Consider the following 14,771-nt stretch of genomic DNA (forward strand, 5'->3'; position numbering starts at 1 on the left):
AGGACTTCGACAGTTCACAGGCCGTTCACCGGACGTGCCGCCGGCGGCGTCAGAAGTCCCAGTCCTCGTCTTCGGTGACGACGGCCTTGCCGATGACGTAGCTGGACCCCGACCCGGAGAAGAAGTCGTGGTTCTCGTCGGCGTTGGGTGACAGCGCCGACAGGATCGCCGGGTTGACGTCGGTCTCATCGCGTGGGAACAGCGCCTCGTAGCCCAGGTTCATCAGCGCCTTGTTGGCGTTGTAGCGCAGGAACTTCTTGACGTCCTCGGTCAGCCCGACCTCGTCGTAGAGGTCCTGGGTGTACTCCACCTCGTTGTCGTAGAGCTCGAAGAGCAGCTCATAGGTGTAGTCCTTGAGCTCGGCCTGCCTGGCGGCGTCCTGCAGGGCCAGGCCGCGCTGGTACTTGTAGCCGATGTAGTAGCCATGCACCGCCTCGTCGCGGATGATCAGCCGGATCATGTCGGCGGTGTTGGTCAGCTTGGCCCGGCTCGACCAGTACATCGGCAGGTAGAACCCAGAGTAGAACAGGAAGCTCTCCAGCAGCGTGGAGGCCACCTTGCGCTTGAGCGGTTCGTCGCCGCGGTAGTACTGCATCACGATGTCGGCCTTGCGCTGCAGGTTCGGATTCTCCTCCGACCAGCGGAAGGCGTCGTCGATGTCGGCCGTCGAGCACAGCGTCGAGAAGATGTTGCTGTAGCTGCGCGCATGCACCGACTCCATGAACGCGATGTTGGTGTAGACGGCTTCCTCGTGGGGTGTCAACGCATCCGGGATCAGGCTGACCGCCCCTACCGTGCCCTGGATGGTGTCCAGCAGGGTCAGACCGGTGAAGACCCGCATGGTCATCTGCTTCTCGTGGTCGGTCAGCGTGCTCCAGGACGGGATGTCGTTGGACACCGGCACCTTCTCGGGCAGCCAGAAGTTGCCCGTCAGCCGGTCCCAGACCTCGGCGTCCTTCTCGTCGAGCAGACGGTTCCAGTTGATCGCCGACACCCGGTCGATCAGCTTCATCTTCTCGGTCACCAGAACCCCTCTTCACCAGGACGGATGGGCGGCAGTGCCCAGACTTCAGACACTACACCTGGGGTGTGACAACCCGCCGCAACACAACACCTAGTGGCTGGGCGTGTCTCTCGTCGAGCGCCCGACGGCCGTCCGGAATCCGCTGCCCACCCCGAAGAACCGGTACTCGGCCGGCCGCAGCGAGCGGGTGCCCAGCCAGTACTGCCAGGTGTAGCCGCCCCAGAGCACGGTGTTCTTGCCGTGCTCGTCCAGATACCAGCTGCGGCAGCCACCGCTGTTCCACACCGACGGGCCCAGCCTGCGCTGCAGTTCCTCGTTGAACCGGTCCTGGGCGGCGCGGGTCGGCGCCAGCGCCTGCGCGTGCCGCCGGTCGCAGGCGGCGATCGCCTCGCTGACGTAGTGGATCTGCGATTCGATCATGAACACCACCGAGTTGTGCCCCAGGCCGGTGTTGGGCCCCAGCAGGAAGAACAAGTTGGGCACGTCCGCCACGGTGATCCCCCGGTGCGCGCCGATGCCCTCCCGGTTCCACCGGTCCACCAGGTCTTCGCCGTGGCTGCCCTTGATCTGCACGTAGGTGTAGGAGTCCGTGACGTGAAAGCCGGTGGCGTAGACGATGACGTCCGCTTCCCGGACGGCCTCACGTCCCGCGCTGTCGGCGGTGACGATGCCCTCGGCCGTGATCCGGGCGATGCGGTCGGTGACCAGCTCGGTCTTCGGGTTCGCGACGGCGGGATAGTAGGTCGACGAGTTGAGGATTCGCTTGCAGCCGATCCGATACCGCGGAATGAGTTTGCGGCGCAGCTCGCGGTCCTTGACCGAGCGCCGAATGTTCCACTTGGCAAAGGACTCAATGATTTTCAGCGTGTTCGGCCGTTTGGTCATGCCGTAGGCCAGGGCTTCCTGCCCCCAGTAGATGACCGACCGCAGCGCCGCCCGCAGCCCGGGGATGGTGGTCAGGGCCCGGCGCAGAACCTCGGGGATCTCCTCGTTGGTGCGCGGCACCACCCACGGCGGGGTGCGTTGGTAGAGCTGCAGTTCGGCGACCCGGTCGACGATCTCCGGCACGATCTGGATCGCGCTGGCGCCGGTGCCGATCACCGCGACCCGCTTTCCGGTCACGTCGACGTCGTGGTCCCACTGCGCGGAATGGAAAGCCGGACCACGAAATTCGTCGCGGCCGTCAATGTCGGGCAGCGCCGGGATGTGCAGGGCACCCGCGCCCGAGATCAGGAACTGCGCGACAAATTCGCGCCCGTCGGCGGTGAACACGTGCCAGCGGCACTCGTCGTCGTCCCAGTGCGCCCGGTCGACCAGGGAGTCGAACACGATGTGGCGGCGCAGCCCGTACTTGTCGGTGACCCCTTCGAGGTAATCCCAGATCTCCTCCTGGTAGGAGAACAGGTGCTTCCAGTCCGGCTTGGGTTCGAAGGAGAACGAATACAGGTGCGACGGGATGTCGCAGGCGCAGCCGGGATAGCTGTTGTCCCGCCAGGTGCCGCCGATGTCGCCGGCCTTCTCCAGGATGACGAAGTCCACCCCCCGGCGCTGCAGCGCAATCGCCATCCCCAGCCCGGAGAAGCCGGTGCCGATGATCAGGGCACGGGTATGCGCCGGCGGAGCCGGTGCGGCGGGCTGTGCCGTGGACTCGGCCACGCTCATTGAAGGGGCACCGTTCATCGAAGGATCCGGTCTTCCTGGTCAGTTGTCACTTGTGGGTGAATGTACCCGGTACCCAGGGTATCGGATGCGTGGTGTCGACGGCAGGGCCCCGGTCGACGCCGCAGCCGACGTTCAGCTCGCCGCGGAGTCGCGCGGCACCGCGCTGTGGATGGGCAGGTCAGGGTCGAGATGGATGCCGAGCAGCTCGGCGGTGCCGTCGATGACGCCCATCATGATCGTCGTGAGGTGCGCGACGAACTGGTCGTGTTGCATCCGGCGCGGGCAATCCGGTTCCGGGCCCAGCCACCAGTCGGTGGCCGCCTGCGCCCCGCCGAATGCCGCAAACGCCGCCAGTTCCACCGCCGCGGGGTCGAGCTGCATCTCCCTCAGCTCGTCGCTGAACATCGCCGCCATCGCCAGGGTGATCTCCCGGCCCTCGTTCAACGTCGCCATCGTCGACTCGGACCGCTCCGGGAACCGGCCCTGGATGAAGAACCGCAGCACGTTGGGGTGCTGGTCGACCAGGCTGACGTACTCCTCAACCGCGCGCCGGATCACCTCGCGTGCCGGGTCGGTTTTCAGGTCGACCGACGGGAAGATCGCCGCCCACAACATGTCTCGCAGCCGCTGCCCGATCGCCGCGAACAGATCGGACTTGTCGTTGAAGTGCCGGTAGATCTTCGGCTTGGCCGTGCCGGCCTCCTCCGCGATTTCGCGCACACTCAGGTCCGGCCCCAGCCGGTCGATCGCCCGGAACGCCGCGTCGACGATGTCGCCGCGCACCTTCTTGCGGTGTTCGCGCCAACGTTCGCTGCGCGCGTCGACCTTCGGCGCGGGCTTGGCGCCCGGGTGCGGCCGGGGAATCCTTACCACGCCACGTACCTTACCGCGTCATAGCCGCTGACCTGGGCTGACCGCGCACCCCCCGGCTCACGAGTGTGCATCTGACGACGCGACACGCCGTGGAACCGTCGTCAGATGCACGTTCGGCCTCCGGTCCTACAGCATGCAGGAGACGCAGCCCTCGACTTCGGTGCCTTCCAGCGCCATCTGACGCAGCCGGATGTAGTACAGCGTCTTGATGCCCTTGCGCCAGGCGTAGATCTGCGCCTTGTTCACATCGCGGGTGGTGGCGGTGTCCTTGAAGAACAACGTCAGCGACAGCCCCTGGTCCACATGCTGGGTGGCCGCGGCGTAGGTGTCGATGATCTTCTCGTAGCCGATCTCGTAGGCGTCGGCGTAGTACTCCAGGTTGTCATTGGTCATATACGGCGCCGGATAGTAGACGCGGCCGATCTTGCCTTCCTTGCGAATCTCCACCTTCGAGACGATGGGGTGGATCGAGCTCGTGGAGTGGTTGATGTAGGAGATCGACCCGGTGGGCGGCACCGCCTGCAGGTTCTGGTTGTAGATGCCGTGGGCCTGTACCGACTCCTTGAGCCGTCGCCAGTCGTCCTGGTCCGGGATGCGGATTCCCGCGTCGTCGAAGAGCTGGCGCACCCTGGCGGTCGTGGGTTCCCACACCTGGTCGGTGTAGCGGTCGAAGAACTCCCCCGACGCGTACTTGGACTTCTCGAAACCCTTGAACCGCGTGCCGCGTTCGATGGCGATGCGGTTCGAGGCTCGCAGCGCGTGGTAGAGCACCGTGTAGAAGTAGATGTTGGTGAAGTCGATGCCTTCCTCGGAGCCGTAGAAGATGTGCTCGCGGGCCAGATAGCCGTGCAGGTTCATCTGCCCCAGCCCGATCGCGTGGGAGTCGTTGTTGCCCTGCTCGATCGAGGGCACCGAGGTGATGCGGGTCTGATCCGACACCGCCGTCAGCGCACGGATGGCCACCTCGACGGACTGTGCGAAATCGGGCGAGTCCATCGTCTTGGCGATGTTCAGCGACCCAAGGTTGCACGAAATGTCTTTGCCCACTTTGGCATACGACAAGTCGTCGTTGAAGTAGGACGGGGTGGACACCTGCAGGATCTCCGAGCACAGGTTGGAGTGGGTGATCTTGCCGTCGATGGGATTGGCCCGGTTCACCGTGTCCTCGAACATGATGTACGGGTAGCCGGACTCGAACTGCAGCTCGGCCAGCGTCTGGAAGAACTCCCGCGCCTTGATCTTGGTCTTGCGGATGCGCGCGTCGTCGACCATCTCGTAGTACTTCTCGGTCACCGAGACGTCGGCGAACGGAACCCCGTAGACGCGTTCGACGTCGTACGGCGAGAACAGATACATGTCGTCGTTGCGCTTGGCCAGCTCGAAGGTGATGTCGGGGATCACCACCCCGAGGCTCAGCGTCTTGATCCGGATCTTCTCGTCGGCGTTCTCCCGCTTGGTGTCCAGGAAACGGTAGATGTCGGGGTGGTGGGCGTGCAGATACACCGCGCCGGCGCCCTGCCGAGCCCCGAGCTGGTTGGCGTAGGAGAACGAGTCCTCCAGCAGCTTCATGATCGGGATGACACCCGAGGACTGGTTCTCGATGTTCTTGATCGGCGCGCCGTGCTCGCGAATGTTGCTCAGCAGCAACGCCACTCCCCCGCCGCGCTTGGACAGCTGCAGCGCGGAGTTGATCGAGCGGCCGATCGACTCCATGTTGTCCTCGATGCGCAGCAGGAAGCAGTTGTGCACGACCGTGCCACGAATCGTGTAAGTGTGCGTGTCCTCGACGTGGAGGTTATAGACCTTCGTCGGAACGTCCTGCGTGCGCTTCAATTCGCGGATTCCATACACGTGCCGGCCGTGCACGACCTGATAAGTCGTGCGCGACGAGCCCTTCTGGCCGATATAGTTGTGCAGGTTCTTGCCGACGTCGAAGATGAAATCTTCGTTCGCGCCAGGCAGACCGGGCACGAACAGCTGTCCCGTCACGTTCCCCGCTTGGTTGACGTACTGACGGATCCTGGACACGATTCCGACTCGACGCAAAAGAAGCTGCACCTGATCAATGAGCTCTGGATTTACCAGGTCGAGCATCATGCCGCCGGTGGCACTGCAACCGTCCCCGCGGAACAACCCGGCAAGCAAGCCACGCTGGAACTCTTCACCGGCCGTTAAGACGTCGTGGGACAACCGCTTCGAGCGATATCCCGTGCCGACGAGGGAGAGGAACAACGACGCAACGACCTTGCTGTTGCAGATCATGCGCACCGAGTGGTCGGAAACACTGCGGTATACGACGAGATCCGCGGCGAACACTCGCTTGAAGGCCGCCGCCAACTCCTGCTGGTACTCGAGTTCGTGTGCACCGATCGTAAAGTGGATGCCATTGGGCGTGGGGGCCGCGGGTCCCGATCGCTTGGAGATATGGCCTTCGGCGACGTACCAGCCGAGGATGAGGCCGAGGTCGTACAATTCTTCAACGTAGCGGTTCACTGAGATGAAGCTCATGTGGTGGCGTTGCTTGTTGCGGTGCTTGCGATCCGAGTTGACTTTGCATATGAGTCCGTCGACTTCTTCGTAGTCGCCCGCCCCGACGTATTCCATCAGGTCATAAACACGCCGGTCGCGTCGCCCCAGTGGTGCTGCCGTGACGATGAAGTCGGTGGGGCGAATGTCTTTGGCAGCCAACCAGACGAATCCGTTGAAGGGGTCAGCACCGTCACCATCGATGAGTGTCTGCACGTCGCGTGTGGTCCACACCAAGATCGGATGCTCGGGGGTGCACAGGATCGGCTCTTTGTGCCCGAAGTGTGAGATCGACAGGAGAGCTTGGTCATTGGGGTTCTCGATGACGGACTCGACGACGGAGAAGGACCCGTCGTGCGAGAGCACCCGGTCACCTGCCCGCAGAGTCTCGATCGCCTGTGGCCCGTCAGGCGTATCCACTGGCATTCCGGCAGGAAAGCAGCTCACCGGCTCGCCGCGTTGCTTCTTGCCGGAGTTGAGGAAGGTCGGGGTGGCCGGCTGGAACCGGCCGTCGATGATCTCGTCGACGAGCTGTTCGGCCAGGCCGGTGTCCCCGGCCGCCAAGGTGAGCGCCACCATGACGACCCGGTCCTCGAAGCGTTCCAGATAGCGCTTGCCGTCAAAGGTTTTCAGCGTGTAGGAGGTGTAGTACTTGAACGCGCCGAGGAACGTCGGGAACCGGAACTTCTTGGCGTAGGCGCGATCCAGCAGCGTCTTGACGAAGTTGCGCGAGTACTGGTCGAGAACCTCACGCTCGTAGTAGTTCTCGCGGATGAGATAGTCGAGTTTCTCATCCTGGTTATGGAAGAACACGGTGTTCTGGTTGACGTGCTGCAGGAAGTACTGGTGGGCGGCTTCCCGGTCCTTGTCGAACTGAATCTTGCCGTCGGCGTCGTAGAGGTTCAGCATCGCGTTCAGCGCGTGGTAGTCCGTCTCGCTCGTCGACGGACTACGGCCGGAGGGCGTTACGCGCTCTGCAGTTGCGACGGTTGGTGGCACGTCTCGTCCTTCCAGAAGTCAGCCAGGCCGGCGCGGACAGCTTGCACGTCCTCGTCGGTGCCCATGAGTTCGAAGCGGTAGAGGTAGGGAACGCCGTAGGTGCGCGAGACGACGTCGCCCGCGTAGCAGAATTCCGCGCCGAAGTTGGTGTTGCCGGCGGCGATGACCCCACGCAGCAGCGCACGGTTGTGGTCGTTGTCCAAGAATGCGATGACCTGCTTGGGGACGTAACCGCCGGCGTGGATATCGGGGGTGGCCCTGCCGCCGCCGTAGGTGGGCAGCACCAGGACGTAGGGCCGGTCCACCTCGATGGGGTCGTGCAGCGGAATCCGTGTCGCCGGAATGCCCAGCTTCTGCACGAAACGGTGGGTGTTCTCCGACACGGACGAGAAATACACCAGGCTGCACTGCAGCGATTCGGGCACCGCGAACTCCTATGCGCTCAGCGCCGCACCGGCGAGCGCCTTGATCCGGTCGGGCCGAAAGCCCGACCAGTGCTCGCTCCCGGCCACCACGACGGGGGCCTGCAGATAGCCCAGCGCCATCACGTAGTCACGCGCCCCGGAGTCCAGGGTGATGTCGACCGTCTCGTAGGCGATGCCCTGCTTGTCCAGCGCCTTGTAGGTGGCGTTGCACTGCACACATGCGGGCTTGGTGTACACGGTGATGCTCATCGGTGGTGTGACTCCTCGTTAATCGTGCTGGATCCTGGTGGATCCTGGTGGAACGTGACAAGGGCTGGCAACTACTCGGGTACTTCGTCTGCGCTGCTGTTCGGCAGCCCGCCACACCTCTGAGCTCCCATCTTCCCGATCCGTGTCGCCTGCCCTGTCGCCGATGGACGGCGACACCTGAGCGGCGGGGAGATCCCGGGGTCTGTCGGTGATCCGAACACTACACCTAGTGGCCGACCATGAGAAGAGATACCACATGTTCTGAAAAACATTCATGAAATTCCCTGGTCGCACGGCTGTGCGGCCCATCTTTCGGCGTGTCGCAGATCACAATCAGGTCTCGGTCGGCCCGGGTCGGTCATGACACCGGGTCTACCACGGACCACCGACACGCCGACCCCGCCGAAATGCTCTTCAGCAAACTTTCCGACGCCGTCGCTCAGTCCACCTCGGCGCTCAGCTTGCCCACGACGTCGCGGACGGCGGCCACCAGATCGGCATGCTCGCGCGGGTGCTTGCCGTCCAGCGAGCCCAGCGGCAACGACAGCGTGATCGCCTCCACGACGCGCGGGCCGGCGATGCCGAACGACTTGCGCGTCTCGTCGTGCGCCCACACCCCGCCGTAGCGGCCGGCAGCCGCGCCGATGACGGCCAGCGGTTTGCCTTTCAGCGCGCCGTTGCCGAACGGCCGGGAGAGCCAGTCGATCGCGTTCTTGAGCACCCCCGGGATGCTGCCGTTGTACTCCGGGGTGACCACCAACGCGGCGTCAGCGCCAGCAGCCGCGTCCCGCAGCGCGGTGACCGCCGCGGGCACGTCGGCGGGGTTGTCCGCGGAATCCAGGTCCTCGTTGTAGAACGGCAATTCGCCGAGCCCCTCGAAGACCGTGACGTTGACGCCGTCCGGAGCGGTCTGCGCCGCCAGTTCGGCGATCTGACGGTTGACCGACGCCGCACGCAGGCTTCCCACCAGCGCCAGAATCGTGATGTCAGCCATCGTCGAGTCCCCATCGGTTGTCCGCCCGCAGCGCCCGGGTGAACCAGACGTTGACCTGGCGCATCGCCACGCTGTAGGGCCACCACGCCGCACGCTTGAACGCGTACAGCGCCCGGATGTCGCCCGACGTGTAGATCAGAAACCGGTTCTTGACGACCCCGGCCAGCATCTTGTCGGCCACCTTCTCCGGCGACACCGCGTGGGCGCTGAAGCGGTCCACCCAGCGCTGCACGTGAGGGTCGGAGCGGTCGACGCCGGCGATCTCGACGGTGTTCACCAGCGGGGTGTTCACCGCTCCGGGCACCACCACCGACACCCCGATCCGGTGCCGGGCCAGGTCGAAGCGCAGCACTTCGGACAGGCCCCGCAGCCCGAACTTGCTGGCGCTGTAGGCCGCGTGCCAGGGCAGCGCGATCAGGCCGGCGGCCGAGGACACGTTGACCAGGCGCCCGCCCCGGCCGGCCGCCACCATCGGCGGGACGAAGGTCTCGATGACGTGGATAGGGCCCATCAGGTTGATCGCCACCATCGAGCTCCACTGCTGGTGGGTGAGCGCCTCGACGCTGCCCCACGCCGAGACACCGGCGATGTTCATCACCACGTCCATGCTCGGGTGGCGGGCGTGGATGTCCGCGGCGAACCCCGCGACCTCGTCGTAGCGCGCGACGTCGAGCGCCCGGTGCTCGGGAACCCCGGCTCCCAGCGCGCGGGCGTCGGCCACGGTCTGCGCCAGGCCGTCGGCGTCGCGGTCGGTCAGGTACAGCTCGGCGCCGTAGCCGGCGAGCTGCAGGGCGGTGGCGCGGCCGATCCCGCTGGCGGCGCCGGTGAGCAGACACCGTTTCCCCGCGAAATAGCCGCCGAGCCGGGCGCGCACCATGGCGGTGACGATACCGGCGCCGCGCGGCGGTCATCGCAGACGCCGCGGGCCCGGGCCCCGCGGGTCGCCGGCACGGGCAACTTACGCCGGTCCGCCCCAAAGCGCGGCGTGCCACAGCTGCTCGAGCACTCCCACCCCGCGCTGCACGTCGCCGTCGGGCCCGAGATAGGTGGCGTCGCCGGAGAGCATCTGCGCGGTGGTGACCGCCAGCGTCCGCACCAGCGCGGGGATGTCGTCGCTGATGGGGTGCGCGGTGCCGGCTGTGCGCTCGTCCTCGACGATGCCGATGATCTGGTCGATCACCGTGTCGACCTGGTGGTCGAGAAGTGCGCGGATCTCGGTGTCGGTGTTGCGGGCGACGTTGCATGCCGACATCACCGGGTCGTTGTGGGCGTAGACCAGCGCGGCGCTGCCGACCATCCGCTTGGCAAACGCGGCCGGTGTCTCGTCCGGCCCGCGCGGGGCGAAGTAGTGCGTCAGCTCTTCGAGTTCGCGGGTGGCCTCGGCGAGGATCTGCGCCAGCACTGCGTATTTGGAGTCGAAGTAGAAGTAGAAGCCGGATCGCGCCAACCCCGCCCGATCGCTGATGGCGCTGACCGACAGCTCCGCGAAGGGCTGCTCGACGAGCAGCTCGCGCACCGCCTGCAGGATGGCCCGGCGATGCTTGTCGCCCCGTCGCCGGGTGGCCGGCGGGCGCCGGTCGGCCCCGGCCGCCGCGGCGGGGTCCGGCTGGGTGCTCACCCGTACGACCATGCACCACGCCGTCCCGATTGCAAACTTGACAGCCGTCAAGTTCGTCCCTGAGGATAGTCTCCAGTGACGCGCGCCACACCGCGTGCCCCGCCCCGCGTCGCCGAAGGAGCGTCGATGGCAACCATCAGCACCCCGCAGTACCTGCTCGGTCAGGCCAAGCGCCGGCTGATTCCCACAGTCAACACCATTCCCGGCATGGGGCTGCTCGAGAAGCGGCTGCTCACCGTCGACTGGAAGCAGAAGACGCTGGCCGAGCCGCCGCCCGGCAGCGGCCTCAAGCCCGTCGTCGGCGACTCGGGGCTGCCGATCGTGGGCCACCTCATCGAGATGTTCCGCGAGGGCCCCGACTTCCCGCTGCACCTCTATCACACCCGCGGCCCGGTCACCTTCGCCGCTTCCCCGATCCTGCCGTCGATCGTCGCGCTCGGCCCGGACGCCACCCAGGCCATCTTCTCCAACCGCAACAAGGACTACTCGCAGAAGGGCTGGCATCCGGTCATCGGGCCGTTCTTCAACCGGGGCCTGATGATGCTCGACTTCGACGAGCACATGTACCACCGGCGGATCATGCAGGAAGCCTTCACCCGCACCCGGCTGAGCGGATACGTCGAGCACATCGACCGGGTGGCGACGGCGGTGGTCGCCGAATGGCCCGCCGGCGACGCGCGTTTTCTGTTCTATCCGGCGATGAAGGAGCTCGCCCTCGACATCGCGTCGGTGGTCTTCATGGGCCACGAACCGGGCAGCGACCACGAACTGGTGACCTCGGTGAACCGCGCGTTCACGACGACGACGCGGGCCGGTGGGGCGATCATCCGCTACCCCGTCCCGCCGTTGAAATGGTGGCGGGGACTGCGGGCCCGCACGCTGCTCGAGGACTACTTCGTCGAGCGGGTCGCCGAGCGCCGCCACGCCGACGGCACCGACATGCTGACCGTGCTGTGTCACACCTCCGACGAGGACGGCAACAGCTTCACCGACACCGACATCGTCAACCACATGATCTTCTTGATGATGGCCGCTCACGACACGTCGACGTCGACGACCTCGACGATCGCCTACAACCTGGCCGCCAACCCGCAGTGGCAGGAGCGCTGCCGCGACGAGTCCGCGCGGCTCGGTGACGGCCCGCTGGACATCGAGTCGCTGGAGAAGCTGGAGGCGCTCGACCTGGTGATGAACGAGTCGTTGCGGCTGGTGACGCCGCTGCCGTTCAACATGCGCCAGACCGTGCGCGACACCGACCTGCTGGGCTACTACGTGCCGGCCGGCACGAACGTGGTGACCTGGCCGGGCATGAACCACTGGTTACCGGAGCTGTGGACCCAACCCCGGAAGTTCGACCCCGAGCGCTTCGCCGAACCGCGCGCCGAGCACAAGAAGCACCGGTACGCGTTCACGCCGTTCGGCGGCGGCGCGCACAAGTGCATCGGGATGGTGTTCGGGCAGCTGGAGGTCAAGACCGTCATCCACCGGCTGCTGCGTCGCTACCGGCTCGAGCTGCCCCGGCCGGGTTACCGGCCGCGCTGGGACTACGGCGGTATGCCGATCCCGATGGACGGCATGCGGATTGTGCTGCGCCGCCTGTAGATTCGACGCGAGTCAGCCGTACAGCCGGTTGGCGCAGGCGACGACGGCCTGCAGTGCCGACTGCGTGGGGTCGGCCGAGAGACCCATCGCCCACTCGGCCCGGAGCCCGTTGCTGCCGCGGATGAAGGTGACCGTGGCAGCGCCGCAACGCAATTGGTGGAACGTCAGCGTCTCAACGGCGACGCCACCGTCGTAGAGCATCGCGGTCAACGCGGCGAGCGGGCCCGTCGCGGCGGCAGTCACGATCTCGACGCGGTCCCCGACACCGAGGGTGGCGCGGAAGGCGCGGGGCTGCGGCCCCCACCGGGTGGCGGGCCGGTCCGGCTCGGTGCATTCCCAGCGGCCCAGCCGAACAGGTCCGCCGCTGGGCGCGTAGGTGGCGGTGAATGCGCCCCAGGACATAGTGCCGGCATCCTCCCGCAGCTCCCGCGGGAAGCCGGCGACGTGGACGCTCGGAGATTCGGGTGAGGCTGGCGCGGTGTCCGCGCCGAAAGAAGGTGTCATGTGTCGGTCTTCTCTGGTCTGCAGGGTGACCGACGGGTAGTAGCGAGCGCGACCCACAGCGGGGGGCCGGTCCGAATCAGACCCCGCTGCGGGAGCTGGCTACTACGAGAAGACGCTGCACGCCGAGAACACTAGTCGCCGACACCGAGCCCGCGCAACTGCACGGGTCCATCGCACCGTCGATGACGGTGTCCGGTGCGTCGAGGGTGGCAACTGCCGTCATTTGCCCACTCATGGCTGACTTTCCGCACTTCTCGAACGCCTGTCCCTTGCCTGGACCAGTGTCAAGCCAGCTCGTCCAGGTGCTCGGCAAGGTAGTCTTCCAAGACTTGCCGTGCCAAGGTCGATCGCTTGACGCCCCTACGTCGGGCCAGCTGATCGAACGCGTCGAACTCGGCTTGCGGCATTCGCAGATTCATGGCAGGTGAATGTGCGCTGCCACCAGACAACGATTTGCGGCCAGGCACGAGGTTTCGCAGACGAGTAGCGCGGGATGAAGCCGCATGGTGCAGCGACTCCTCGGCCAGCAGCGCTGCACGCGCCTCGGTAAGACGCTCACCTTGGTAGTCAACTACCTCCTCGTCGAGGTCGATGTCCTCGATGGTGGCGTCCGGCCCGACGACGTAGTCCTCCGGGTTTGTCTTCTTCTTCATCACCACTCCAAAGGCATTGCGTGGAACACGATCAACAACTCGTCGTCCTCGGCGGCGAGGAAGGCGAGAACCTCGGTCAGTCTTCCCTTCGTGTCGCGCCCGACATAGAGCAGGCTTCCGTCAGGTTGGATTGTTGACACCCCGCTGTGCCGCATGGCCGCCAGGATTCGATGCTTGCTTACTCGATGTTCCCGGGCAGACTTGGCAACCTTAATCGGTTGTACCATAACTCTACTGTGTCACACACTATCGACACATATAGAGAACTTTCGAAAGTCTAGCAAAGACTTATTTAGCCAAAGACTTGTCCGCCCGGCATGGAAACAGCCCGGCCGTTTGCCTCTGGTACTCGCAGTCATGGTGGAAAGATAACGCGCGCCGCTGACAGTCAGGATTCATGTGCAACAAACGCCAATCTGCACCAGAGTGTTTTCGTGCGCGGCGCCACGGCGGCCACCGGAATCACGTTCGGCGGCGGCCAGGTGCTCGGCCAGCCCGGCCCGTCGAGGGTGTCCAGTGCACCCGCTGGCCAGTCTCCACGTCTGGGCAGTCGATCGATCGCCTCCCAGCTGATCGCGGAAGGCGGCCACCCTTCCCACGGCACACCCAGCGCGTCTCCGGCCGCGTATGCGAGCACGCCCGCCCTGACCCGGGCAGATGTCGAGCGCGCTGGCGGAAACGTCACGCGTCTATTACGGGACATGCAGATGGGGCCGTCAACTGCCGACACGGCGACGTTTCCTCCGGCCGCAACGCTGTCAACCAGGGCTGCCACCCATCGCGTTGGTCGGTCGGGTCGAACGGTCAGCCCAGGCTCGAATGCTGTTCTTTGCCAATCCCAGCCGATCCGGCTTGACGACGTTGCCAGAACGGGGATGTCCTGCTGCATCCTGGTCGAGGATCGTGCCAGGCGTGACATTTCACGCCCTCAGCTCGACGCATACTCAACCATCGGCTCGAACTCCACCTGGCCGTCGGGGCCTTTTATCGTCAGGCCGGTGGGTCGGATCTGATAGCGCGTTCCGTCGGTTGGATTGGTGACGTCGAACCCACTCGACAAGCGCACCGCGTCGGCGAGTTCAATGGATGCGTTGTCCGAGAACCGAACTCCTCGGTAGTAAAAGGTTGCCGGCCCGCTACTGCAAATCACGAGCGCGGATTTGGCCGTCATAGCCATTGCGGCAGCGGGATTTCCCGGGTCACAACGCGCGCGGGGATAGGCCAGAAACCCCAGTGCGTCGGTGCCGGGCAGCAGGCTGACTTGCGGCGGTGAAGACGGCGGTGACACTGTGGTGGGCGTTTTTTGGCCGGTGGCGCTATTGGCGCTCGTTTCTTGGGTTCCCGCACCGAAGGTACTCGGGTTGGTCGGTGTCGTCGGGTTGTTGCCGCGGTTGGCGCCGAACGCCAACCACAACACAACGACCAGCACGGCTCCCAACAGGGCCCCCGAAGCGGCGAGAACGGTCGGCACCACCCAGCGTCCCCCACGTTCGGCATAAGCTGGCCCACCACGCAAAACCGTGGGACCTGTTGTGGCGGAGCTGGGTCGCGGGTCGACGCTCGCGTACCTCGTTGCGGGCGATGGGGCATACGGGGCCAGCATCGTGTCCGCATCCGACATGGCGCGCCGTTCTTGCTGCAG

12 protein-coding genes and 4 pseudogenes are annotated in these 14,771 nt (G+C 65.4%); 1 reads left to right on the forward strand and 15 read right to left on the reverse strand.

The window, feature by feature from the left end; genetic code table 11:
- Positions 1–49 precede the first annotated feature (49 nt).
- From nrdF to ABDW21_RS13090, 11 genes and pseudogenes are all read right to left on the reverse strand, one after another.
- Entirely contained in the window at positions 50–1,024 is a 975-nt protein-coding gene (nrdF, locus tag ABDW21_RS13040) for a class 1b ribonucleoside-diphosphate reductase subunit beta (protein ID WP_343710533.1), read from the reverse strand.
- Positions 1,025–1,114: 90 nt separating this feature from the next.
- Positions 1,115–2,686 carry an NAD(P)/FAD-dependent oxidoreductase gene (locus tag ABDW21_RS13045; RefSeq protein WP_343598899.1) on the reverse strand — a complete coding sequence of 524 codons (1,572 nt, stop codon included), beginning with the start codon at positions 2,684–2,686 and terminating at the stop codon, positions 1,115–1,117.
- Positions 2,687–2,818: 132 nt separating this feature from the next.
- Positions 2,819–3,559 carry a TetR/AcrR family transcriptional regulator gene (locus ABDW21_RS13050; RefSeq protein ID WP_343598901.1) on the reverse strand — a complete coding sequence of 247 codons (741 nt, stop codon included), beginning with the start codon at positions 3,557–3,559 and terminating at the stop codon, positions 2,819–2,821.
- Between the two features lie 126 nt (positions 3,560–3,685).
- Positions 3,686–5,302, reverse strand: a pseudogene (gene nrdE, locus ABDW21_RS13055) (class 1b ribonucleoside-diphosphate reductase subunit alpha); the annotation flags it as partial.
- Positions 5,303–5,327: 25 nt separating this feature from the next.
- A pseudogene (locus tag ABDW21_RS13060) lies at positions 5,328–6,532 on the reverse strand (LAGLIDADG family homing endonuclease); the annotation flags it as partial.
- Positions 6,521–7,084, reverse strand: a pseudogene (locus ABDW21_RS13065) (ribonucleotide reductase N-terminal alpha domain-containing protein); the annotation flags it as partial. The pseudogenes ABDW21_RS13060 and ABDW21_RS13065, both read right to left, overlap by 12 nt.
- Complete coding sequence (gene nrdI / locus ABDW21_RS13070) at positions 7,051–7,497, reverse strand: class Ib ribonucleoside-diphosphate reductase assembly flavoprotein NrdI (protein ID WP_343598930.1); 447 nt, start codon at positions 7,495–7,497, stop codon at positions 7,051–7,053. The gene nrdI and the pseudogene ABDW21_RS13065, both read right to left, overlap by 34 nt.
- 21 nt (positions 7,498–7,518) lie before the next feature.
- Positions 7,519–7,758: a redoxin NrdH gene (locus ABDW21_RS13075; RefSeq protein WP_343598903.1), complete on the reverse strand. Its 240-nt coding sequence runs from the start codon at positions 7,756–7,758 to the stop codon at positions 7,519–7,521.
- A gap of 439 nt (positions 7,759–8,197) precedes the next feature.
- Positions 8,198–8,752 carry an NAD(P)H-dependent oxidoreductase gene (locus tag ABDW21_RS13080; RefSeq protein WP_343598905.1) on the reverse strand — a complete coding sequence of 185 codons (555 nt, stop codon included), beginning with the start codon at positions 8,750–8,752 and terminating at the stop codon, positions 8,198–8,200.
- The gene (locus ABDW21_RS13085) at positions 8,745–9,629 is read right to left on the reverse strand and encodes an SDR family oxidoreductase (RefSeq protein WP_343598907.1); all 885 of its coding nucleotides are present in this window, start codon (positions 9,627–9,629) and stop codon (positions 8,745–8,747) included. Before ABDW21_RS13085 ends, ABDW21_RS13080 begins: the two co-directional genes overlap by 8 nt.
- Before the next feature lie 81 nt (positions 9,630–9,710).
- Positions 9,711–10,370 carry a TetR/AcrR family transcriptional regulator gene (locus ABDW21_RS13090; protein WP_343710534.1) on the reverse strand — a complete coding sequence of 220 codons (660 nt, stop codon included), beginning with the start codon at positions 10,368–10,370 and terminating at the stop codon, positions 9,711–9,713.
- A gap of 126 nt (positions 10,371–10,496) precedes the next feature.
- On the opposite strand from ABDW21_RS13090, the gene ABDW21_RS13095 reads away from it, so the two are divergent.
- Positions 10,497–11,972 (forward strand): cytochrome P450, encoded by a 1,476-nt coding sequence (locus ABDW21_RS13095; protein WP_343598911.1) that lies wholly within the window; start codon positions 10,497–10,499, stop codon positions 11,970–11,972.
- 12 nt (positions 11,973–11,984) lie between these two features.
- Here ABDW21_RS13095 and ABDW21_RS13100 read toward each other — a convergent pair whose 3' ends face one another.
- The 4 genes and pseudogenes from ABDW21_RS13100 to ABDW21_RS13115 form a co-directional block, all read right to left on the reverse strand.
- Positions 11,985–12,476, reverse strand: coding sequence for a homocitrate synthase (locus ABDW21_RS13100; RefSeq protein ID WP_343598912.1), 492 nt, complete (start codon positions 12,474–12,476; stop codon positions 11,985–11,987).
- Positions 12,477–12,760: 284 nt separating this feature from the next.
- The gene (locus tag ABDW21_RS13105) at positions 12,761–13,129 is read right to left on the reverse strand and encodes a CopG family transcriptional regulator (protein ID WP_343710535.1); all 369 of its coding nucleotides are present in this window, start codon (positions 13,127–13,129) and stop codon (positions 12,761–12,763) included.
- The gene (locus tag ABDW21_RS13110; RefSeq protein WP_343598916.1) at positions 13,129–13,356 is read right to left on the reverse strand and encodes a hypothetical protein; all 228 of its coding nucleotides are present in this window, start codon (positions 13,354–13,356) and stop codon (positions 13,129–13,131) included. Before ABDW21_RS13110 ends, ABDW21_RS13105 begins: the two co-directional genes overlap by 1 nt.
- 701 nt (positions 13,357–14,057) lie before the next feature.
- Positions 14,058–14,771, reverse strand: a pseudogene (locus tag ABDW21_RS13115) (hypothetical protein); the annotation flags it as partial.

Source organism: Mycobacterium sp. (assembly GCF_039583805.1).
In the GTDB taxonomy this organism is placed as follows: domain Bacteria; phylum Actinomycetota; class Actinomycetes; order Mycobacteriales; family Mycobacteriaceae; genus Mycobacterium.

Excerpts from the sequence above, each read along its gene's own strand:
- ABDW21_RS13100 (WP_343598912.1), bottom strand. The coding sequence starts at position 12,476 with ATGACACCTTCTTTCGGCGCGGACACCGCGCCAGCCTCACCCGAATCT.
- ABDW21_RS13110 (WP_343598916.1), bottom strand. The coding sequence starts at position 13,356 with ATGGTACAACCGATTAAGGTTGCCAAGTCTGCCCGGGAACATCGAGTA.
- ABDW21_RS13085 (WP_343598907.1), bottom strand. The coding sequence starts at position 9,629 with ATGGTGCGCGCCCGGCTCGGCGGCTATTTCGCGGGGAAACGGTGTCTG.
- ABDW21_RS13075 (WP_343598903.1), bottom strand. The coding sequence starts at position 7,758 with ATGAGCATCACCGTGTACACCAAGCCCGCATGTGTGCAGTGCAACGCC.
- ABDW21_RS13045 (WP_343598899.1), bottom strand. The coding sequence starts at position 2,686 with ATGAGCGTGGCCGAGTCCACGGCACAGCCCGCCGCACCGGCTCCGCCG.
- ABDW21_RS13080 (WP_343598905.1), bottom strand. The coding sequence starts at position 8,752 with ATGGCTGACATCACGATTCTGGCGCTGGTGGGAAGCCTGCGTGCGGCG.
- ABDW21_RS13095 (WP_343598911.1), top strand. The coding sequence starts at position 10,497 with ATGGCAACCATCAGCACCCCGCAGTACCTGCTCGGTCAGGCCAAGCGC.
- ABDW21_RS13105 (WP_343710535.1), bottom strand. The coding sequence starts at position 13,129 with ATGAAGAAGAAGACAAACCCGGAGGACTACGTCGTCGGGCCGGACGCC.